The sequence below is a fragment of the Gemmatimonas sp. genome (genome assembly GCF_036405635.1).
In the GTDB taxonomy this organism is placed as follows: domain Bacteria; phylum Gemmatimonadota; class Gemmatimonadetes; order Gemmatimonadales; family Gemmatimonadaceae; genus Gemmatimonas.
The window spans coordinates 1-20,919 of sequence record NZ_DASWXE010000127.1 but is presented as its reverse complement, the minus strand read 5'-3'; the positions used below and the strand labels follow the sequence as shown (position 1 = coordinate 20,919).

Annotated in this window: 15 protein-coding genes; 4 read left to right on the top strand and 11 right to left on the bottom strand. The window is 65.5% G+C overall.

Features of this window, described 5'->3' with window-relative positions:
• Positions 1-121: 121 nt before the first annotated feature.
• Positions 122-1,039: a histone deacetylase gene (locus VGE27_RS10930; RefSeq protein WP_331049686.1), complete on the bottom strand. Its 918-nt coding sequence runs from the start codon at positions 1,037-1,039 to the stop codon at positions 122-124.
• A 122-nt stretch (positions 1,040-1,161) separates the two neighbouring features.
• On the opposite strand from VGE27_RS10930, the gene VGE27_RS10925 reads away from it, so the two are divergent.
• A complete protein-coding gene (locus VGE27_RS10925) occupies positions 1,162-3,063 on the top strand; it encodes a M20/M25/M40 family metallo-hydrolase (protein WP_331049685.1) in 1,902 nt (633 codons plus the stop codon).
• 229 nt (positions 3,064-3,292) lie between these two features.
• Here VGE27_RS10925 and VGE27_RS10920 read toward each other — a convergent pair whose 3' ends face one another.
• Together VGE27_RS10920 and VGE27_RS10915 are read right to left on the bottom strand one after the other, a co-directional pair.
• A complete protein-coding gene (locus VGE27_RS10920; protein ID WP_331049684.1) occupies positions 3,293-4,807 on the bottom strand; it encodes a sensor histidine kinase in 1,515 nt (504 codons plus the stop codon).
• Between the two features lies 1 nt (position 4,808).
• Positions 4,809-5,489 (bottom strand): response regulator transcription factor, encoded by a 681-nt coding sequence (locus tag VGE27_RS10915; protein ID WP_331049683.1) that lies wholly within the window; start codon positions 5,487-5,489, stop codon positions 4,809-4,811.
• 123 nt (positions 5,490-5,612) lie between these two features.
• Between VGE27_RS10915 and VGE27_RS10910 the strand changes: the two genes are divergently transcribed.
• Positions 5,613-5,858 carry a hypothetical protein gene (locus VGE27_RS10910; RefSeq protein ID WP_331049682.1) on the top strand — a complete coding sequence of 82 codons (246 nt, stop codon included), beginning with the start codon at positions 5,613-5,615 and terminating at the stop codon, positions 5,856-5,858.
• 218 nt (positions 5,859-6,076) lie between these two features.
• Here the strand turns inward: VGE27_RS10910 and mprF are convergent, their stop codons facing one another.
• Positions 6,077-8,773: a bifunctional lysylphosphatidylglycerol flippase/synthetase MprF gene (mprF, locus tag VGE27_RS10905; protein ID WP_331049681.1), complete on the bottom strand. Its 2,697-nt coding sequence runs from the start codon at positions 8,771-8,773 to the stop codon at positions 6,077-6,079.
• A 202-nt stretch (positions 8,774-8,975) separates the two neighbouring features.
• Between mprF and VGE27_RS10900 the strand changes: the two genes are divergently transcribed.
• On the top strand, positions 8,976-13,103 hold the full coding sequence (locus tag VGE27_RS10900; protein WP_331049680.1) for an AcvB/VirJ family lysyl-phosphatidylglycerol hydrolase: 4,128 nt from the start codon (positions 8,976-8,978) through the stop codon (positions 13,101-13,103).
• Positions 13,104-13,132: 29 nt separating this feature from the next.
• Here VGE27_RS10900 and VGE27_RS10895 read toward each other — a convergent pair whose 3' ends face one another.
• Both VGE27_RS10895 and VGE27_RS10890 read right to left on the bottom strand, forming a co-directional pair.
• Complete coding sequence (locus tag VGE27_RS10895; protein ID WP_331049679.1) at positions 13,133-13,648, bottom strand: nuclear transport factor 2 family protein; 516 nt, start codon at positions 13,646-13,648, stop codon at positions 13,133-13,135.
• On the bottom strand, positions 13,645-15,270 hold the full coding sequence (locus VGE27_RS10890; RefSeq protein WP_331049678.1) for a methyltransferase: 1,626 nt from the start codon (positions 15,268-15,270) through the stop codon (positions 13,645-13,647). Before VGE27_RS10890 ends, VGE27_RS10895 begins: the two co-directional genes overlap by 4 nt.
• Before the next feature lie 96 nt (positions 15,271-15,366).
• On the opposite strand from VGE27_RS10890, the gene VGE27_RS10885 reads away from it, so the two are divergent.
• Positions 15,367-15,786: a hypothetical protein gene (locus VGE27_RS10885; protein WP_331049677.1), complete on the top strand. Its 420-nt coding sequence runs from the start codon at positions 15,367-15,369 to the stop codon at positions 15,784-15,786.
• Positions 15,787-15,803: 17 nt separating this feature from the next.
• Here the strand turns inward: VGE27_RS10885 and VGE27_RS10880 are convergent, their stop codons facing one another.
• The 5 genes from VGE27_RS10880 to VGE27_RS10860 form a co-directional block, all read right to left on the bottom strand.
• Positions 15,804-16,601: a hypothetical protein gene (locus tag VGE27_RS10880; protein WP_331049676.1), complete on the bottom strand. Its 798-nt coding sequence runs from the start codon at positions 16,599-16,601 to the stop codon at positions 15,804-15,806.
• Between the two features lie 65 nt (positions 16,602-16,666).
• Positions 16,667-18,862 (bottom strand): penicillin acylase family protein, encoded by a 2,196-nt coding sequence (locus VGE27_RS10875; RefSeq protein ID WP_331049675.1) that lies wholly within the window; start codon positions 18,860-18,862, stop codon positions 16,667-16,669.
• The gene (locus VGE27_RS10870; protein ID WP_331049674.1) at positions 18,859-19,443 is read right to left on the bottom strand and encodes an RsmD family RNA methyltransferase; all 585 of its coding nucleotides are present in this window, start codon (positions 19,441-19,443) and stop codon (positions 18,859-18,861) included. The genes VGE27_RS10875 and VGE27_RS10870 overlap by 4 nt, the downstream gene beginning before the upstream one ends.
• Before the next feature lie 3 nt (positions 19,444-19,446).
• A complete protein-coding gene (locus VGE27_RS10865; protein ID WP_331049673.1) occupies positions 19,447-19,845 on the bottom strand; it encodes a group II truncated hemoglobin in 399 nt (132 codons plus the stop codon).
• A gap of 76 nt (positions 19,846-19,921) precedes the next feature.
• Entirely contained in the window at positions 19,922-20,794 is an 873-nt protein-coding gene (locus VGE27_RS10860; protein WP_331049672.1) for a hypothetical protein, read from the bottom strand.
• Positions 20,795-20,919 lie beyond the last annotated feature (125 nt).

Below are 20,919 nucleotides of genomic sequence, written 5' to 3'. Positions count from 1 at the left end.
AGCGACAGCCGCAGCGACACGTCGCGAAGTGGGGCGGTTCATGCAATGCTCCGGTAAGCGGGGAAGTCGGTCCCCGGAAAGGTACGCGCCGAACAGGGCGATTTCACGTCAACAACGAGCCCTATCGGGCAGACAGCTCGTCGGCATAGGCGGACAGCACGCGGACCGTGTTGACATGCACCGCCACCGTGTCCTCGATGTTCCGGCCGTAGCCACCCGACATGGTCACGCACACCGGCAGCCCCACTTCGCGGCAGCTGGCGATCACATACCGATCGCGCGCCTTGAGCCCTTCGAAGGTCAGCGACAGGCGCCCCAAACGGTCTCCCTCGTGCGGGTCGGCGCCCGACAGGTACACCACCAGATCGGGACGTGCACGCCGCAACACGTCGGGCAGGTGCTCCTGCAGCAGCGCCAGATACGTCTCGTCGCCCGTGCCGTCCTCGAGCTCCACGTCCAGCGTGCCGGGCACCTTGTGAAACGGGAAGTTCTTGGCGCCGTGCATGCTGAAGCAGAACACCCGCTCATCGCCCGCGAAGCAGCCGTGCGTGCCATTCCCCTGATGCACATCCAGGTCGACAATGGCCACCCGCTCCACCTCTCCCGCAGCCTGGAGACGCCGCACGGCCACGGCCACGTCGTTGAACGTGCAGAACCCCTCACCGCGGTCGGGAAAGGCGTGGTGCGTGCCACCCGCCAGGTTCATGGCCAGTCCTTCCCGCAGGGCGCAGGCACTCGCCTCGATGGTGCCCTGCACCACCCGGTAGGCGCGCTCCACGAACGACGGGCTCCACGGCAAGCCAATGCGCCGCTGTTCAGCCGGCGGCAGTGTGCCCTCGCGGATCTGCTCCACGTACTGGGCCGTGTGCACCCGCAGCAAATCCTCCTCCGACGCCCGCTCGGGGTCATGCATCCGCTCCGGTGGTACCAACCCCTCGGCCAGTACCGCCTCGCGCAGCAGCTGGTACTTGGACATCGGAAACCGGTGCCCGTCGGGGAGCGTGATGGCGTAGCTGGCGGACGACCAGAGGTGCAGCATGCCGCAAACTATGCCTGGGGGCGACATCACAGGACCCAGCAGGGCCTGCCGGCGTCGCGTATTTTGCAGGGTGGCGGGCGACGGACGTCCGCCGTCACATGACTTCCCTACCGGTGATCCCTGTGTCCCGAGTCCTCCTGGCGGCGGTGCTGATGACCGCCACCACCGGTGCGGCCACGGTCCTGCCCGCGCAGAACCGCCCGTCGCCCGCCACTGCCGTGCCCTCGAAGGGCGCACCTGCCAAGTCCGGCCGCACCGTCTGGTCGGACGAAGGCCCGGCCAAGTGGGCGCCCCGCCCCACCGAGTCGGCCATCACGGCCAATGACCTGCGCACCCGCCTCTACCAGTTCGCCGACGATTCCATGTCGGGCCGCCGCATCGGTGAGCGCGGCAACTGGGTGGGCACGGAATACATCGCGCGCGAGTTCAAGCGCATGGGTCTCAAGCCAATGGGCGACAGCGGCACGTTCTTCCAGACGCTCCCCTTTGGCCCCATCGGCATCGACAGCGCCAGCGCGACCCTCTCAGTAGGTGGCAAGGCGCTTTCACGCCGTACGCAGTGGGTGCCCACCGTACCCACCGCCGCCAACGGCGTGGGTTCGTCGGTGTCCATCCAGAACGTGCCCGCCGTATTTGCCGGTCAGTGGGGCGACACCACCGTGATGCTCGACGCGGCCGCGATGCGTGGCAAGGTGCTCGTGTTCACCGCGTCGCCGGCCATGCGCGCCGTGGCGGCCAGCAGCGGCGCACCGGCCAGTTTCGTGAGCTGCGTGGATGTGCCAGACAAGTTCGGTGCCAATGCTGCCATCGCCGAGGAGGCGCGTCAGCGTGCCAATCCCAGCGCCCCGCCGGCTCGCCGGCCGGTCGCTGCCACCGCAGTGCGTGACTCGCGCGCACAGGCCGTCGGCGCTGCCGCTGTGCTGATCATCGGCCTCGACGAAATGCAGCAGACGGCCATCAATGCGTCTTTCGCGCAGCCGATGGGTATGCGTCCGGCCTCGCCGCTCAACGCGTCCGCGCCGGCGGGTGCATCCATCTCGCGTGCCGTCGCTGAGCAGCTCTTCGGCAAGTCCATCGATCAGGTCACCGTGGGCACCGCCGGCCAGCCGGTGAGCGCCTCGTGGCAGCATCGCTGGCGTGTGTCGCCGCACCCGGCGCGCAACGTCGTGGCGGTGCTCCCGGGCTCCGATCCGACCATCGGCGCCGAATACGTGCTGGTGGGCGCGCACAACGATCACGTGGGGGTGAACCCGGTGGTGGTCGACCACGACTCGGTGCGTGCCTACAACATGGTCGTGCGCCGCCAGGGTGCGAACGACCCGGTGTGCACGCCGTCGCCCGAGCAGCAGAAGAAGATCGACTCGCTGATCGCCCACGCGCGCAGCATTCGCGCGCCGCGCCGCGACTCCATCATGAACGGCGCCGACGATGACGGCTCGGGCACGGTGGTGCTGCTCGAGATCGCCGAGAAGTTCGCGAAGGAGAAGCCGAAGCGTTCGATCATCTTCGTGTCGCACCAGGGCGAAGAAGGTGGCCTGCTTGGCTCGCGCTGGTTCACCGACAACCCGACGATCCCGCTCGACAAGATCGTCGCGGCCCACAACATGGACATGGTGGGCAAGGGCAAGAACTGGCAGGTGAAGTACGGTGGTCCCAACTCCGTGCAGATGCTCGGTGCGCGCCGCCTGTCGCGTGAATTCGGCGACATGATCGACTCGGTGAATTCCAACAGCAAGGAACCGATGGCGATCGACAAGAGCTGGGACGTGCCCGCCAATCCGCTCAATCGCTTCTGCCGCAGTGACCAGGTGAACTACGTCCGCAAGGACATCCCCACCGTGTACATGTCACTCGGCTACGCCATCGACTATCACCAGCACACCGACGAGCCGCAGTACATCGACTACGACCATTCAGCGCGCCTCGGCCGCTTCGTGCACGAAGTCATGACCGCGATCGCAAACCGCCCCAACAAGCCGGCCATCGCGGGACCTGATCCGACCATGCCCACCTGCGGTCGCTGATCGCGCGAACTGCTGACAAGGAATCGGCCCACCGGACTTTGGTTCGGTGGGCCGACTTTTTGAACAGCGGGGGGAACGCAGATGAGACAGAAACAAAGCAGATAGAGCACAGATACGGCCTACCAAATGCAAAACCAACTCAACCTGGCTGTTTCAGTTCTCTTTTGTTGTATCGGTGCTATCTGCTCTGTTTCTGCGTGATCTGTGTTCCCCCCGCTGTCCCAGCCGACTAGGCCAATCTCCCCGGAAGCACCAACTCGAACACGCTGCCATTCGCATCGCTGCGCACGAGCCGCAGCGAACCGCCGTGCGCCTGCGCAATCCACGCGGCGATCGGCAGCCCGAGCCCTGCACCGGACGCATCCGGCAGCCCCGATCGATCGGTCGTGTGCTGCACACGATAGAACCGGTCGAAGATGCGCGGCTGGTGCTCCTCGGCAATGCCGACACCAGTGTCGGACACCCGAATCACCGCACCACCTCCGGGACGCGGCTCCGCTTCGGCACGAATGCGTCCGCCAGTCGGCGTGTACTTGATGGCATTGTCGAGCAGGTTCATGACCACGCGCCGCAACATCTTGTCGTCGCCGGTACAGGGCACCTCACTCATGGGCGAAAACTCCAGCGTGATGCCCTTGGCCCGCGCAATGCTGCCGATGGCGTCCACACAATCGCCCACGAGTTCTTCGAGGAAGAGCGGCACCGGATCGATCGCCTGTTCGGCCGCATCACGTCGCGCCAAGAGGAACAGGTCCCCCACGATGGACGACAGTCGACGCGCTTCGCCATGAATGATGCGCAGCGCCGACCGGTACTGATCGGGCGAACGATCGGTGCTCAACGCCAGTTCACTCTCCCCAATCACGATTGCCACGGGCGTGCGCAGTTCGTGAGACGCATCGGCCGTGAAGCGGCGACGCTGCTCGAACGCATCCTCCACACGATTCAGTAGATCGTTGAACGTGCGGGACAGGCGTGAGAGCTCGTCTTCCGTTGGCGGCACGGGCAGCCGCTCGTGCAGGTTGCTCGCCGTGATCTGCTCGGCCTGTGCACGCATGGCGTCCACCGGCCTGAGGCTGGCCGCCGCCAGCCCGAGTCCACCGGCCATGGCCAGCAGCAGTGCGATGGGCAAGCCCACCAGCATCGTCTGTCGCACGCGGGTGAAGAATGCGTCACGCGCCGCCAACGACTGGCTCACCGCCACAACAAACAACCCGCGCCTTGTGGACACCGGCATGGACACCACCCGCTCACGATGCGGATCGAGCGTCACCACGTCGGTGTCCATGAGCGCCAGTGCGCGCACTGCTGAGGTGCTGGCGAGCTGCCATCCTGCGGCGCCTCCGAAGTAGCGCGTCGCGCTCGACGTGGTGTCGACGGCCAGCAGGTGCAGCACCGGTCCGTTCGCGTCCACCGATCGCGCCTGAAAGATGGCCACACCGATGTCGCGGAAGCGGTGATTCTCGAGCGTGCGATCGGCCGCCCAGCGCGGCGCCAGCGAGTCCGCAGTGAACGCCTCCGGCACACCGGCCAATGCCAGCTGCAGAGACGCCGCGACGGCATCGGCCGTGTCGGTGAGATACGCATCGCTGTCCGCGCGGGTGACACGTTTGAGCACCGCATACGTGGCACTGCCCATCACCACCAGCAGCACGCCCAGCGCCGCGGTGTACCACAGCGTGAGTCGTGTCCGAATGGACCACCCGCGCCCGGACTGTCTGTCAGACGATACGACGGCTGCCATGTCAGTCGGTGACATCCGCCGAGAGCAGATAGCCCGCGCCCCGCCGCGTGTGCAGCAGCGGCACCTCGTTCACGCTCTCGAGCTTCTTGCGCACCCGTCCGATGTACACCTCGAGTGCATTGGATGCCGGATCATGATTGGCGTCCCAGACATGGTCGGTGAGCTCAGCCCGCCCGACCACTCGGCCCGCCTGCCGTGCCAGGTAGGCCAGCAACGTGTACTCGCGCGTTGTGAGATTCAGTGGCTGTCCAGCACGCATCGCTTGCTGTGCCCGGGTGTCCACCACGAGATCGCCCACCACGATGCGTTCGTCCTGCAACACCGGACCACGTCGCATGATGGCCCGCAATCGCGCCAGCAACTCATCCAGTTCGAACGGCTTCACGAGATAGTCATCGGCGCCGGCATCGAGCCCAGCCACACGATCGGTGAGTGCATCACGCGCCGTCAGCATCAGGATGGGCGTGCGCTTCCCCCGCTTGCGCAGCTCGGCGCACACCTCGAGCCCCGAACGACGGGGCATGGTCACGTCGAGAATGATGGCGTCGTAGTCATTGACCGCCGCCTCGATGATGGCGGCCTCACCATCCACCACCACATCCACGGCGAACGCCCGCTCCCGCAGTGCGCGGGCCAGCAGGTCGTGCAGCCGGGTATCGTCTTCCGCGAGCAGAATGCGCATGGGACGAAAGTCGTTACCTGTCGTTCAGGTTGGGGGATACAACTTGCGGTCGCACCATCTGCGGAGCCCGGCCGGTTGACCGGTTCCCCTGCAGAGGCGCCATCGAAGACTTCAGGAGAGCATATGTCGGTCGTCCGCGCAACTGCATCCCTCGTCGCCCTCGCGTTTGCCACTGTCGCCGGCGCGCAGCAGCCTGCCAAGCACGAGACGCCTGCCGCCAAGCCGCCCGCCAAGACTGCACCGGCCAAGCCGGCTGCTCATGACTCCACCAAGCACGCCGCGCCCGGCACTGCCGCTGCGCCGGCCGGCAAGCCCAGTCATGACAGCACCAAGCACGCGCCGGCCAAGCCCGCCGGCAAGAAGCCGTAACACGCGGGCACGGCACCACGCGAGCGTCTCATCCAGCGAAGTACGAACAACGACGTACGCCAGCGAAGTACGAACAACGAAGCACAAACAGCGAATGCGAAAGCGAGCGCAGACGCTGACCACGGCGAGTCGATCGGTTCCCCCACCGGTCGGCTCGCTGTGGTGTTTGCGCCGTGATTCGGCGATGGATCCGGCGCGGCGACCAGACGCGCCACGCTCTACTTGTGTACGATGCCGCCCACGCCGCCGGCGATGAGTGTGGCCACATTGGCCAGCACCCGCGGCAGCGCGATGCCGCCAGGTGACGCCAGATAACGTGGCTCCCACACCGGCGAGAACTTTTCCTTGAACGCGCGCAGCCCCTGAAAGTTGTAGAACGATTCTCCGCGGCCGTACAGGAACGTGCCCGCGCGCGCCCACAGCGGTGCCAACTCCGGGCGCGCCAAGGCCGGATCCATGAGACCCGCCAGCGGCGTCATGCCCAGATTGGCACTCCGATAGCCCTGCGCCTGTCCCCACAGCAACAACTGCACGAACAACAGGTCCATGGTGCCACGCGGTGCATCGGCGGTGCGACGCATGAGATCGGGCGACACCTCTCCACCCGGCGCACCCGCCCAGATGTTGGCAAACGCCACGATGCGTGACCCATCGCTGCTGCGCTCCCGAATGAGCGCAGTCGGAAAGTGCGACAGGTAGCGCTCGTCGAATCGACCCAGTGAAAAACCCTTCTCGCGCGTGGTCTTTCCGCCCAGCCAATCGTCGGAGATGCGGCGCAACTCGGGCAACAGTGGTGGCACGTCCGAAGGCGGCACCACCACGAACTCGAGATGTGCCTTGTCGGCGTCCTTGATGACGCGACGCATCCATTTGCGGTCGCCACCATCGAGTGAGAAACCCTCGAGTGGCACCACCGCCTCTTCGCCCAACTTGAGCAGCGTCAGCCCAAGATCGATGTACAGCGGCAGTCGCTGTGGCGTGACCTGGTAAAACACCGGCCATGCACCATGTGAGTCGGCCTCTTCGCGAAACCGCCATGCGACATCGGACTGCCGCACGCCAACGCCCACCGGATCGCCCATCGCAATCCAGCTCCGCCCTGACACACCGTACATCACAAATGCCTCGGCGTCGTCGGAGAACAGCAGCGCCTTGTCGCCCAGCAGTGCCAGGGCTGGGGTGCATTCAGGCACCTGTTGAACGACAACATGTGCCTGTGCGAGCTCAGTCTCCGTTGGCGGTTCCGGTCGATGCGTCGCCGGCCGGAACAGACGCCATAGACCCACCGTGAGCACCGCCACGATCGTGCCCGCGCTGGCCCGCAGGAACCGTGGCGCATTGCCACGCGCAGCGAACTCCCACCACAAGTCGTTCGAGAAGTCGACTCGGCGATAGGCGAAGAAGCCCAGCCAGATGCTCGCCCCCACCACGCCGATCACGGCGACCATCCAGCCCGGCGTGAGCAGGTTCGTGGTCAGTGCCGTGGGGCGGTAGAACGCCCGACGGGACGCGACCACCGCCAGCAGCACCACGCCCAGCACCGACGCTTCTTCCCAGTCGAGCCCCTTGAGCAGCGACGTGGCAATACCGAGCGCCAGCACCACCACCGTCGCGCCCCACGCCGCATCGAGACGACGGCGCAATGCGGCACCCAGCACCATCAGTCCCACACCGGCAAGACTGGCGGTGAAGTGACTGAACTCCACGAGGCCGAGCGGTAGTACCGCGGTGAGCGCCCGCACGCGGCCATGTGCGGCCGGTGTCGCGCCAGAAAAGAGCAACAGCGCGCCACCCACAAAGGTGCTGAGCCCGATCGCCGTGGGCAGCAACGGCTGCAGCATGACGGCCAACCGCGTTGCTCCACCAAACACCGACGCGGCAGTCGACGACACCGTGCCCAGCAGCTCGGGCACACGCGCCCGGTGCTGTCGCACCTCCACCGCAGCGAGTGTCACGAGCCCCAGCGTGAACGGCACGAAGTAGTACACCACGCGATAGGCCAGTAGCATGGCCAGCAATTGCGCCGGCGGTGCCACACCACGCAGCGCCACCAGCATCACCGACTCGAACACCCCGAGCCCACCAGGCACATGGCTGACCACCGCCACGAATTGCGCGAGGACAAACACGCCCAGAAACGCCAGCAGTGGCAGGTCGTGTCCCACGGGCAACAACATGTACAGCACGAGACCAGCCACGCCCCAATCGCAGAACGCCAGAAGCACCTGCGACGCGGCCAGTGTCGGTGGTGGCACAGGGATCCGCCATCCACGCACCACGAGCTCCGATCGGGCGCGCAGTGCAGCCCACGCGATGTAACTGCCCACCAATACCAGCAGGGACACACCGAGGACCCGTGCGAGCAGCACCGGCACGCGCAGCACCTCGAGCATGGCCCGGCTTTCCAGTGTGAGAGCAATGCCACACACCGACAGCACGCCCACCACAAACGTCGCACTCACAAAGCCCGCGGCCTGCGCGATCTGCTGCGTGGAAAGCCCCCACGTGCTCCAGAAGCGCACCCGTACCGCACCACCCGTGAGCAGCGCGAAGCCCAGTGTCTGGCTGAGGGAATAGGCCAGCAGTGATGTCATGGCCGCTCGGGCCAACCCCAAGGCGATGCCCACGTAACGCAGCGCCAGGAGGTCGTAGCCACACAGCAGCAGGTACGACAACACGGTGAGAGCAGCCGCCCGCTGGAGGGATACAGCGGGAATGGCTCGCAGCGATTCGCGAAGGTGGGCGTATCCCGTCCCGGCGAGCTCGTGATGCACCACGAACAACGCCACGCTCAACAGCAGCAACATCGCCACCGGTGGCAGCCAGGCGCGCCAGAGACTCGGCTCCTCCGACGTTGCATCGGCAACGTCAGAGGAGCTGGTGGTGTCGGCGGGGTTCACTGAAAGGTTGGTCATCACACCGAAGGCAGTTGACGGGGAATGTACGGAGTGGCGCCGATCTCCGGCACAAGACCCGTCCCCTTTCCGAAACAACGTCGCGAACCTGACGGCAGCATGACATCGGTGCTCGGGGCGTGTTACCGCTCCGTCAGGCGCAGGGCCGTTGTTTGCAGGCGAGTCCTGCGTTCCACGTTCCAGCGTCATCGCGAGGTGTGTCATGTCGTCATCCGCTAACCTCCATCCGGTCTTTCTCGACCCCTCAGGTCGGCGGTGGCGTCGTGTGCGACAAGCCGGCGTCGCGTTGGCCCTCCTCGTGACGGGAGGAATGCTGTACCTCACGCTCGGCGTGCTGATTCCACCCGTACTGCCTGCCTGGGCCGCCGTCATGGGTCGCCTGTCGCCTGCTTCGCGGCACCATCATCTCTCCCGGTCCGCGCGACTGGTGTGGCAGCACCGGGCTGGTGTGGCGAACGGGTTCGCCACGGGCTCCGCCGTAGCATCGCCACCACGACCGGGACTGGCCCGGACTCGCGAACCACTGCACCGCGCGTCTCCCCTTCACGCGGGATTCTACGTCAACTGGGATGACGATGCCTGGCAGTCGCTGAACCAGCACGTACAACAACTCGACTGGCTGATTGCCGAGTGGGGCTTTCTGCGTGCGGGCGCTCATCCACTCCGCGTGCAGGACGATCCGCGTGTGCCAGCGCTCATCGCGAAGCAGCCTGAGAACCAGCGTCCGCGCCTGTTGACCATGATCACCAATGTCGACAGCGGAGGAGCGTCGTTTTCCGGAGCGCGTGTCGCCGCGCTGGTGTCTTCACCCCGCGCCCGCGCCACATTCGTGCACGACATCGATCGCATGGTGCAGCAGTACCACCTCGGCGGTGTCGTCGTCGACTTCGAGGCGGTGCCCTCGTCGGCCAATCGCGGCATGACATTGCTCCTGCAGGAGCTCCGGAAGACACTTTCGCGCTCCCATGCGCTGGTGGCTGTCACGGTCGCCGCCGACGCGGACCTCGACGTCGTGCATCAATGGGCGGCAGCCAGCGATATGGTCATCGCCATGCTGTACGATGAGCACAGCAGCCGCGATGAACCTGGTCCGGTGGCGAGTCAATCGTGGTATCAGCACAGTGCGAAGCGCCTGCTGCAGGCCGTTCCGTCCAATCATCTCATGCTTGCCTTCGGCGCTTTTGGCTATGAGTGGAACGATGCCGATGACACGCCCCAGGCGACGGCGATGACGTACGCCGAAGCGATCGCGACTGCGCGGCGTCACCAGGTCTCACCGCAATGGGACGCCGCCGCCATGCAGCCGGAAATTCAGTGGACCGATGCGGACTCCACCGACCATGTGCTTTGGTATCTCGACGCCGTCACGAGCTGGAACGCTCTGCAATCGGCGGCGTCGCTTGGGGTGGCTGGTACAGCGGTATGGCGACTGGGCGCCGAGGATCCGGCGCTGTGGCGCGTGTTCGGCCGTCACACCAATCCCGGCGCCTGGCCTGAGCTGGGGCCGCTACCACCAGGCTACGGCGTGGAGATGCAAGGCAGTGGCGAGTTGCTGCGTGTCACGGCACATCCAGAGGCCGGCGAACGCCAGCTCGCGCACGATTCCGTCAGCGGTATGCTCACCAGCGAGCGCTGGTTGTCGTTGCCGAGTAGCTGGACGGTCGAGCGTACCGGTGCTGCACATCCGCATCGTGTGGCCCTCACCTTCGATGACGGCCCGGACGGCACATGGACGCCGATGCTCCTCGACACGCTACGGGCGAAGCATGCCACCGCCACATTCTTCGTGATCGGCGAACAGGTGCAGCAACACATCGCGCTCACCCGTCGCATGGCGGCTGAAGGTCATGCCATTGGCAGTCACACCTTCACCCATCCCGACCTGTCGCGGGTGTCCCCATTCGCCACACGTCTCGAGCTCGATGCCACCGCCCGATTGCTGGAGGCTGTGGTTGGTCGCCACACGATGATCTTCCGGCCACCGTACTTCGGTGACGCCGAGCCCAGCACCATCGACGAACTGGCGCCTGTAGAGGCTGCGACATCGCTTGGCTATCTCACGGCTGGCGTGCACATCGACAGCGACGATTGGAAGCGCCCCGGGGCTGCGGCGATCATCCGGCGCACGCTCACCCAGCGCGATCGCGGCAACATCGTGCTCCTCCACGATGGCGGCGGTGACCGTTCCCAGACCGTTGCCGCCATCGGTCCACTCATCGATTCGCTGCGCGCTCGCGGCGATACCATCGTGCCGCTCGAGGCACTGGTCGATGCGCCAGCACAAGCCTTTATGCCACCACTCTCACCGGAAAGTGCCCGCCATCGCTGGCTGGCGCTGGGTGGATACAGCGCCGTGGGCGCCATGCAATGGCTGATCGTGACCACGCTGGCCACCGCCGTGGCACTGGGGATTGCCCGCATGGTACTGCTCACCGCGCTCGCTGTCCGCCAGCGCCGACGGGCCGCAGGAGCCGTTGTCGCGCCGAGCTTCTTCCCCTCGGTGAGCGTGGTCGTGCCGGCCTATCGCGAGCAGGCTGTCATCGTGGCCACCGTGCACAGTCTGTTGCAGCAGCAATACGAGGGCACGCTGGAGATCATCGTGGTGGACGACGGGTCTCCGGACGACACCTATACCATCGCACGCAACACGTTTGCCGGTAACGCGCAGGTGGTGGTGCTCACCAAGCCCAACGGCGGCAAGGCTTCAGCCCTCAACCTGGGCATCGCGCGTGCACATGGTGAGGTGATCGTCGCGCTCGATGCCGACACCGTCTTCGCGCCGGATGCCATCGCGCAGCTGGTGCAGCCGTTGCGCGATCCGATGGTGGCCGCCGTGGCGGGCAACGCCAAGGTGGGCAATCGCCTCAACCTGGTCACCCGCTGGCAGGCCGTGGAGTACATCACCAGCCAGAATCTCGACCGGCGCGCGTTCACCGATCTCAACGCCATCACGGTCGTGCCCGGCGCAATTGGCGCATGGCGCACATCGGCCGTGCGTGAAGCCGGTGGGTTCACGCATGACACGCTCGCCGAGGATCAGGACCTCACCATTGCGCTCCGCCGGCGTGGATGGCGCATCGCTTATGCCGACGCGGCGGTAGCATTCACCGAAGCCCCGGACTCGCTTCGGCTGCTCGCCCGCCAGCGCTTCCGTTGGGCGTTTGGCACCCTGCAGTGTGCCTGGAAGCATCGGGATACGTTGCTGCGTCCATCGTTCGGCTCGCTGGGCCTGATCGCCATGCCGAATACGTGGCTCTTTCAGCTTGCCTTTGCCGCCCTCTCGCCGTTGGCCGACCTGCTCTTCGTGTTGAGTCTGGTGAGTGTCGCGATCGTGTGGCATCAGCACGGCGCGACCTATGCCGGCACCGATGCGCGACACATCGCCATGCTCTACCTGGTGTTCCTCTGCACCGACGTGAGCTCGGCCCTCGTAGCCCTCTTCATGGAACCGCACGAAGATCGGCGGCTGGCATGGCTCGTGCCCTTGCAGCGATTCGCGTATCGTCAGGTGATGTATTGGGTCGTCCTGCGCTCCCTCGCCGCCGCGGCACGAGGCCGACTGGTGGGTTGGGGCAATCTCGAACGCAAGGCCACCGTGTCCCCACTCCTGCCGGCTGTCGCCCTGGTGTTGTGCCTGGCGGGAATGACACCGCAGAAGGTTTCTGCGCAGACCGCGACATCACCAACCACGGCGCTGCTCTCGTCGGCCCAACTGCGTCGCTTTCCCCTGACCGAGTTGCCCGCAGAAAGCGGCCGCACCCTGGCCTTGTTCTGGAGCGGCGACGGTGGATGGAAAGAGCTTGTCGACGCCGTCTCGCAGGAGTTCGTGCGTCAGGGCGTGGCCGTGGTGGGACTCAACTCGCGGTCCTGGCTCACCTCGGCCACACGGACCAGCGATTCACTCAACCACGACAGTGTCCAGTTGCTGCGGCACTACATGGCCGCGTGGCACCGGGACCGCATTCTGCTGGTGGGCTACTCTCGTGGCGCGGGGTTTGCCGCATTGCTCGCCGAACAATTGCCGCCCGATCTGCGATCCAAGGTCATCGGCGTGGCGCTGCTCGGCATGGAGCATACCGCCAGTTTCGAGTTCCATCTCATGGACCTCGTGCGCACGGTGAACCGACCAAGCGATATCGCTGTGAAGCCATTCATCGAGCTCATCTCCATGGCGCCAGTGTTGTGTGTGTATGGCACCACGGAGGACGACACAGTCTGCCCGGAACTCGACGCCACGCGCGTACATATCCTGCGGCGCGATGGAGATCATCATTTCGATCGCAATTACCCGCAGCTGGCGCGGGACCTGCTCGCCAAGGTGGCGCACTGACCGAGGCCAATGCGCCCTTGGTCAGCCGTTCACTTCGTCCACATCTCGCAACCGGTCATCCGACGCGTATCGGCGATCTCGAGAATCTTCCAAGCGCCTTCGCTCTTCACGAGCAGGAAGTGGTCGATGCCGCAATGTGAGAACTTGGGGCCGATGAACAGACCATAGTCCACCCATACCGAGGCCAGGTCGCCGTCGATATGCACACGCTCATTGCGGATGCGCTCGTCGAGCTTGTCTGGGCGCGGTGTGCCCACCGACTTCACAAAACCATCGGCTCCCTGCTGCACCGACAACGTCGGCGTACCGTTGCGTGATGCCGACGTGATCATGCGCACGCGCGAATCGAACACCGAGCGCAGCATCGTGGAGTCGGCAGCCCGCATACCATCGAACAGGCGGTTCACGACCGCCATCACGGCCTTCTGTTCTTCAGCGGGGCCAATGGACTGGGCCGTGGCGGTCGTCGCGGTGAGCGACAGTGCTGCAACGGCCGCTGTGCCGATCAGGCGGGCGGCAACGAGCGCGCGGAATACAAACGTCATTGTGTGCTGGATCGCGTGGGGAATGGCAGGATATCCGTCTCCAGCACCCCTTCAGCAATCAAGGGCACCATGGTGCGCAGGAACTGGGTGGGCGGGAGATCGGACGGGAGGGACCCTTCGTCCTGAAGGTCGCGAAGAATCCGGCCGAATGTGCGGTCGCCGGTACAGGAGGCGAGAAATGCGGCATCGCCGGCGCTCACCACCACCCGACCCGAAAACGGATATGACACCGCCACTTGCCCCTCCGTGGGGGTCCACACCTCTTCGCTCCCCGGAGAGGCCGTGTAGGTGAGGGAGAACCGTGCTCCCGACGACAGCCGCGGACGAACCTCCAACAGTCGGGGCAATGCGCGCTCCCCCTCTCCCAACAGATCCTGCAGCCCGAGCAACCACGCGACCTCTTCCCAGCGTGTCGTGCCGTCGCGCTCGACTGCGATCGTCGCCCCCTTTCGCGGCTGGCCGTGGCGCCGCAAAACGATGGTGCAGAACTCCATCCGCTCCACTTCGAGTTCGTGGAAGCGACGAATCTGTGCCACCACGCCCGGCACGCCGGCCGCATTGGCCTTCAGCAGTTCTTTGGTGAAATGACGGGAAAAATCGGACGTGCCATTGCCCAGCAGCACGAGATCGAACTCGTCGGACGCCTGCCCCAATACTTCGCGCAGACGATGCGGAACGGCCTTTCCCTTTCGCGCGGTCACCGTGCACGTGCAATGGAAGATGCCGCCCGGTGCCAGGAATTCCGGCAGCCCCCGAATAATGGCCCGGGAGATCTGCTCGCCATCTTCGCCACCATCGCGATAGATGAACTCGGTCGACATCGAGGGCACGTACGGCGGGTGTGCGGAGATGACGTCGAACTGCATGCCAGCCACGGGCGCATACAGGTCTCCCTGCAATGCGGTCACATTGTCGAACCCATTCATGCGCGCGTTGAACGCGGCGAAGTGTGTGGAGCGGGCCGTGATATCGATGGCCCATGCATGGGTGGCCCCGCGGCGAACGGCATCCAGCGCGGCAATACCCGTCCCTGAACACAGTTCGAGATGTCGCGTGCCGGCCGCCGCTGGCAAGGTGGACACAAACACACGCACGGAGCTAGTGATGGCCGGATACACCAGATCCGTGGCGCGTTCTTTGAGCGTGATCCCCGCGACGGAAAAGGTCGGGCGATCGGAGATGAGGTACACACCAGCCGTGGGGTACAGCAGCACGGTGCCAACCACCTGTTCGCCGTCCGGCTCGAGAAGTCCCAATCGTTGCAGGAGGGCGGCGCTGTCCGCTCCCAGCAGGCGGTCCATCTGATCGGGATGCATGGACTGGCAATCGAGGAACACCCAGATCAGCGCATCAAGACCGTGCTCGGGCGGCGTATTCCCTCGCACGTGCGTGCGGCAGGCAAAGTCGTAGATGGCGGGAATCTCGGTGCGGGCACAGATGTTGGATTCATCATACCGATGCGCCGCGAATAAGGCCCGGAGCGCAGCGAAATCCGCATCGGCGGCATCGAGCTGGGGCAGAGCCGAGGCGTAGTCGGACGGGCGCTCGGGCGCTGAGGCGCCGTCAACGGCAGGGAGCGCGTCACCGATGAGATCGCGATCTGGTAGCATTTCGGATGGCATGCGGCATATCGTACCGTCATTCACGCACGTCGACAAATCCTGAGTCTGGCGTTGTCTCCGCTGCACGGGTGGACACGCCGTCCGAACGGGGCATCCATGCGGACCATCACGTCATTTGCGCTCTTCGGTGCATCGTCACTGTTCGTGCTGTCCACCACTTTGACGGCGCAGTCCGCCACGATGCCGCAGATCGGCACCATTTCCGGCGGCAACACCGTGTTACTCGAAAGCCGTACGGTGAAGCGCACGCCGCAGGAAATCACGGCCACGTTGCGCGTCCCGTTTCTCAAGCCAGCCAAAGTACCGGGCGGCGAATGGTTCGGGTCGCGCACGCTGGTGGCCGTGCGGTGCACCGAGGGCACAGTGGCGGTGAAAGAGAACCGCTACTACGCCGACGCCAAATTCACGAAGGTGGCCAACGAAAAGATCGTGAAGATCCCCGGCTACGCCGCGCCCGTGCCGGGATCGGTGCCCGCGGTCGCGATGGCGCATCTGTGCAAACCGGCGGCGCGCTGAGCGCGCGCTAGCGTCCCCTAACGCAGACGGTCCTGCACCACCTGCAGCGCACCCAGCGCCGTGGCTGCTCCACCGTGCTCCGGGATGAGCACCGACGCTCCGTAAAATTGCGCCACCAGCTCGAACACATGCCGCACGCTGGGCATGTCCACGAGATGGCCAATGATCACGGCATCGCGCATCTGTTCGGCGCGCGTCGCATTGATGGCGATCACGGCGATCACCTGCCCCACCATGTTGACCAGAGCTGCGGCGGTGTCCTCTCGCCGCGCGCTCACCGCATGGCGCGCCACGCGGCCGAAATTCACCGCCGTGGTATCCGCGGGAAGACTGCCGATGGCTTCGCCAAGCACTTCATGCAGCATGAGGTTGTGGGCCATATCGGTGCCGGCACGCGACAACGTATCGATCTCCGCGGGATCGACCGTGTCGATCAACATCCGGGAGAGACCCAGCAGCGTGCCGCCGCCCACACCGGTCCCGGTCACATGCCTCGCGCCATCCCGTGTGGCCGCGATGACGGCGGTGCCTGATCCCGCACTCACCACCACGGCCGCGTCACGCTGGGCCAGCGTCAATCCGCCGCGACCGATAGCCTGCACCTCGTCCACCCGATGCAGCGCGCGACCGTCGATGACGGGCGGCACCAGCGCCCGATTGCCGCCTGTGACTGCTATCCACGCGAAGTCCTGTGGCCGCAACTCGACCGCCGCGAGCGCTCGCCGTATCTGCGCTTCGTCGGGCTGCCCTTCACTTGGGATGCTCTCGTGCAGCGTCATCGCCTCGACACGCAACACGATGTCCGTGTTGCTCACCCCAAAATCAACCGCCACGACCGGAGTGCTCTCCAGTCGTGGCGGTTGAACAACCTGCAACGTGTTCACTTGCCCGGCTGGTACGTCCGCGTGGCGTTCTTCTCGACGTCCGCGCGATAAAAGTTGACGTCTTTGAAGTTGCCCGCCGCGTAGCGCTCGGCCTGGTTGAAGAAGTACGGCGACGACGGGCTGCTGTTCACACCGCCGGCCAGCACACTCTTCGCCCGCACCTTGGGCCCAAAGTCCACCGTCGCCACAAAGCTGTTGCCACGATTGCCGTAGATGCGCTTGGTGGTACGCGCACCCGTCTGACCAAACGCGGCCAATGATCCCCAGTTGGCCGAGGCAAACGGCACGGCGACGCTGGGCTTGTTGTCATCGAAGCCAGCACCGATCTCACCACTCAGTCGCTGGTAGCGATTGATCTCGCCCCACGGCGTCTTCCACGTGCCGAAGTCGCGCGTCAGGCGATCCGATGCGCGGGAGAGCGCACCCAGCACCAGGGCAGCGGGGGCCTTGGTCTTCACGAAGTCCAGCATGAGCGTGCCACTCGCCCGCGCGGGGGCCGCAGCAGCCTGCGACACCTCTTCACCGTAGGCATTGGCGAGCGCCATCGGCACCGAGTTGGCGGCAAAGCGGTAGTCCCAACCGCGCAGCTGAGCAACCTGCTCGGCCAGCTTCGTCTTGAGCGAATCGCCGGCCGGCAGGGCGTCGTACGCGGCAATCAGCGGCGGCATGAGCTGTTCGAACGCCGGCAGGTAACTGTCGTACGCGGCACCGATCAGGCCATCGAGCGTGAAATCCTTACGGTTCTGCAGCACGCGCACCGCGTGCACACCGCGTGGATTGTCATCGCGCTGCTCGGACATGTACACCGGCCAGTCACCGATCCTCGGGCTGTCGCCGCCCGACGCGGTGAACGGCCAGTTGTTGGTGTTCATGATCCAGCCGCTCTTCGGATTGTGCACCGTGATCATTTCGTCGAGCGTGTGCAGCCCCTGCCAGTCATTCTTCGGGTCGCTGCCATCCACCGGCTTGGAGAAATCGATGCCGGCGTTGCGCTTGGGAATGAAGTTGCCGTGGAAATACGAGATCACGCCGTCTGCGTCGGCGTACACGGTGTTGTTCGACGAATTCGTGCGCAGCTCCATGACCTTGCGGAACGACGCGTAGTCCTTGGCCTTCGTGCGCAGGTAGCTCTGCTGCAGTGCCTTGAGCGGCTCCTGCATCATGGCCACCGCCACCCACTTGCCGTCCTGCGAGCGGATGATGGGGCCGTGCTGCGTGAAGTACGCTGTGACCGTGCGGCGCTGCATGCCCGATGCGGTCTTGTATGGCAGCACGATCGTGCGCGCGCGCACCGGCTTCTCCACACCACCGTGACGATAGGTGAAGCCATTGCCCTTCGGCGTGACGGTCTCGAGGTACTCATCGATGACGTCACCACCGCCTGACGTGTGCATCCAGCCCAGCCGGCTGTTGAAGCCCTGGTAGATGAAGAACTGGCCCCACGTCACGGCACCATACGCATCCAGTCCTTCTTCGCTCGCCATGTGAATCTCGGGGCGGAAGTAGAAGGACGTGTGCGGATTGATCATCAGCAACGCATGGCCGTTCGTGGTGTTTCCCGGGGCGATGGCGAAACCATTGGATCCGCCGGGCTCCACACCGAATGGGGATGGTGCGGCTTCGGCGCCCGCATCAAAATCGCCGCCACTGCCCGCACCACCGCGCGCGCCGTAGAACTGCTCGATACCGCGCAGGTTCACCGACTCGATGTCGCCGCCGATGCTGCCCTCGCTGAACGTGAGCGCCATCCACGGCTCGAAGCGCGTGATGAGACGCGGCTTCACGTCCGGGTGCGTGTGCAGATAGTAGTTGAGACCATCCGCGAAACCCGTCGCCAACGCCTTGAGCCACGCCGGGCTCGCCGCGTACTGCTTTTTGATGTCCAGCGTGTCGATGAACAACTTCATGCGCAGGTCGCGCCACAGCTCCTTCTCGCCTTCCACTTCGGCAAGCCGACCCATCGCGTTGATGTAGTTCGTCTCCACGCGATTGAAATCGTCTTCGGCCTGCGCGTACACCATGCCGAACACGGCATCAGCGTCGGTCTTGCCGTAGACATGGGCGATGCCCCACTGGTCGCGCATGATGGTGATACGCTGCGCTTGCTGCGCCCAGCGGGCCGGCTGCGCAGGAAGTGACGGAGCGGCGAGCAACAGACTCGCCGCCAGCAGGCGACGGAAGCGTGTCTTCATGATGTGACCGGGGCGGAGTCAGAGGCGGGAGTGGGAGCGGACACCGGAAGCTGATGCCGATACACGGAGATCGCGCTGTCATCCACGATCACCTGCTGCACCGTGACGTACCGGACGGTCCGTGGCAGCTTGTGTGTGCTCGCGTGTTCGGCCACCAGTATGGGCGACCAGGGCGCTTCCAGCCAGCGTTCGATGAGCCGGTCCAGCATTCGGGATTCATAGGGCGGATCCACGAACGCCAGATCGTATCGTCCAGCGATCAGTGCATTGGCGAAGGGCAACGCATCTTTCTTGTAGACACGGGCCTTGGTCGTCACGCGCAGCGCGGCGATGTTGGCCTTGAGGGCGTGCAGGCTCGACGGACGGAATTCCACGAAGTCCACATACTTCGCCCCGCGCGACAGCGCCTCGAGCCCAATGGCGCCGGTTCCAGCGAACAGGTCGATGACTCGCGCGCCTTCGAGATCGGCGCGCACCAGCTTCATCATCTCCACCCGCACCGCTTCGGCGGTTGGCCGGACGCGGAAGTCCTTCGGCGAGGTGAGGTTGCGGCCGGCGAACTTGCCTCCCACGATGCGCATCGCTCAGCCCTCCTGGTTGCGCATGTGATCGGCCAGGGCGTGCAGGCGCTGTCGCAGGAAATCCTTGAGCTCAGCCGGGGCACCGGGCGCTTCGTGTTCCGCCAGCGCGCGATCCATGCACCACAGCCATTCGTCGCGCTCGCGCTCGCCGATGGCGAACGGAAAGTGCCGCATGCGGAGCCGCGGATGGCCAAACTTTTCCACGTACAACTGCGGTCCGCCCGTCCACCCCGTCATGAAGAGGTAGAGCTTCTCGCGGGAAGCCTTGAGGCTCGTGGCGTGAAGCGCCCGGACATTGGCTGCCTCGGGCGCGGTGTCCATCAGGTCGTAAAAACGGTCCACCAGCGAGCGGATTCCAGCCTCACCGCCCAGGTGATCGTAGTGCGTCAGCTCTTGCGTCATCGTGGGAACAGCCTAGCCCCCCGCGCCCGCGCGAAGCAAGGCGCACGGCCCTGCCCCGCAGGCACCGACGCGCCGGTCAGTATCGCGGGTACCGGCCTCGCGGCATGTTGCCCCCGCCGATCGCGCCACCAATGACACCTCCGATCACGCCGCCAATGACGCCACCCATGCCCGTTCCCGGCATTCCCACCGGCGGCATGCCGCGACGCCCACCACGGCGGCGATCGTGCTCCTCGCAGTGGTCCTCACCGGCCCCACCGCCCCGGATGATCACGCCACCGCCACGTCCGCGGCCCATGCCCTCCGTACCGCGGCTACCCTGCCCTTCATCTGACGAGCTGCCGGCCGACGGCCCGCGATCAGTCGGGTACGAAATCCCCGACGGAGCCGATGCATGGGTCTCGGGCTCGGGAACCGGAGCTGGGGTGGGCTCCACCTGTTCGGCCACCACAAGCGCCGGAGCTGGCGCTTCTTCCACCACCGGCGCTACCGCCACCTCCTGCTCCACCGCCTGCGGGGTGGGACGAGGAGCCTGACGTCGGGTGGCCACCGCTTCGCGTCGACCGCGCTGGTCGCCGCTCGGCGAACCGGGGCGACCGGCTTCGAGTGCCGACACCACGCCGGTACGCGGGCGCTGGGCATTGACGGCCATCTGGAGATCCCGCTCCAGATCGGACGTCATCGCGCCCCGATCATCCCCACCGCAGCCGGCCGCGCCCAACGCCGTCGTTGCGCCGAACAGCGCAATCCAGGCTCGCCGACGTGCCGGGATCCGGAAGCTCTGGCTCTGCCACAGTGCGCGCATGGAAACCTCGGCCGCTCTGGCCGTGGATGAAGAGTGCCGGGAATCCGGCAGGATGATGCGCCCCGTCACCGACTGGCCGGTGCCGTGCAACTTGCTCAGCCATGCAAATCCTGCACCAGCAGGGAACCTGTCGTGCGCTGACACGGGGATGCACCGAAGAACGCGGTACCGTCTCAAACTGGGGACGATGGCCGTCCTCGATTTGGGGCAGACTGCAAGCGGTCTCGGGTCGCGGGGAGGCGGGTTTGGGGGCGAACTGCCGGGTCGCG

What these genes read in the sequence shown, in the direction of transcription:
- VGE27_RS10930 (WP_331049686.1), bottom strand. Translation starts at nt 1,039, where the DNA reads ATGCTGCACCTCTGGTCGTCCGCCAGCTACGCCATCACGCTCCCCGAC.
- VGE27_RS10865 (WP_331049673.1), bottom strand. Translation starts at nt 19,845, where the DNA reads ATGACGCAAGAGCTGACGCACTACGATCACCTGGGCGGTGAGGCTGGA.
- VGE27_RS10875 (WP_331049675.1), bottom strand. Translation starts at nt 18,862, where the DNA reads ATGAAGACACGCTTCCGTCGCCTGCTGGCGGCGAGTCTGTTGCTCGCC.
- mprF (WP_331049681.1), bottom strand. Translation starts at nt 8,773, where the DNA reads ATGACCAACCTTTCAGTGAACCCCGCCGACACCACCAGCTCCTCTGAC.
- VGE27_RS10900 (WP_331049680.1), top strand. Translation starts at nt 8,976, where the DNA reads ATGTCGTCATCCGCTAACCTCCATCCGGTCTTTCTCGACCCCTCAGGT.
- VGE27_RS10895 (WP_331049679.1), bottom strand. Translation starts at nt 13,648, where the DNA reads ATGACGTTTGTATTCCGCGCGCTCGTTGCCGCCCGCCTGATCGGCACA.
- VGE27_RS10910 (WP_331049682.1), top strand. Translation starts at nt 5,613, where the DNA reads ATGTCGGTCGTCCGCGCAACTGCATCCCTCGTCGCCCTCGCGTTTGCC.
- VGE27_RS10920 (WP_331049684.1), bottom strand. Translation starts at nt 4,807, where the DNA reads ATGGCAGCCGTCGTATCGTCTGACAGACAGTCCGGGCGCGGGTGGTCC.
- VGE27_RS10870 (WP_331049674.1), bottom strand. Translation starts at nt 19,443, where the DNA reads ATGCGCATCGTGGGAGGCAAGTTCGCCGGCCGCAACCTCACCTCGCCG.
- VGE27_RS10885 (WP_331049677.1), top strand. Translation starts at nt 15,367, where the DNA reads ATGCGGACCATCACGTCATTTGCGCTCTTCGGTGCATCGTCACTGTTC.
- VGE27_RS10890 (WP_331049678.1), bottom strand. Translation starts at nt 15,270, where the DNA reads ATGCCATCCGAAATGCTACCAGATCGCGATCTCATCGGTGACGCGCTC.
- VGE27_RS10915 (WP_331049683.1), bottom strand. Translation starts at nt 5,489, where the DNA reads ATGCGCATTCTGCTCGCGGAAGACGATACCCGGCTGCACGACCTGCTG.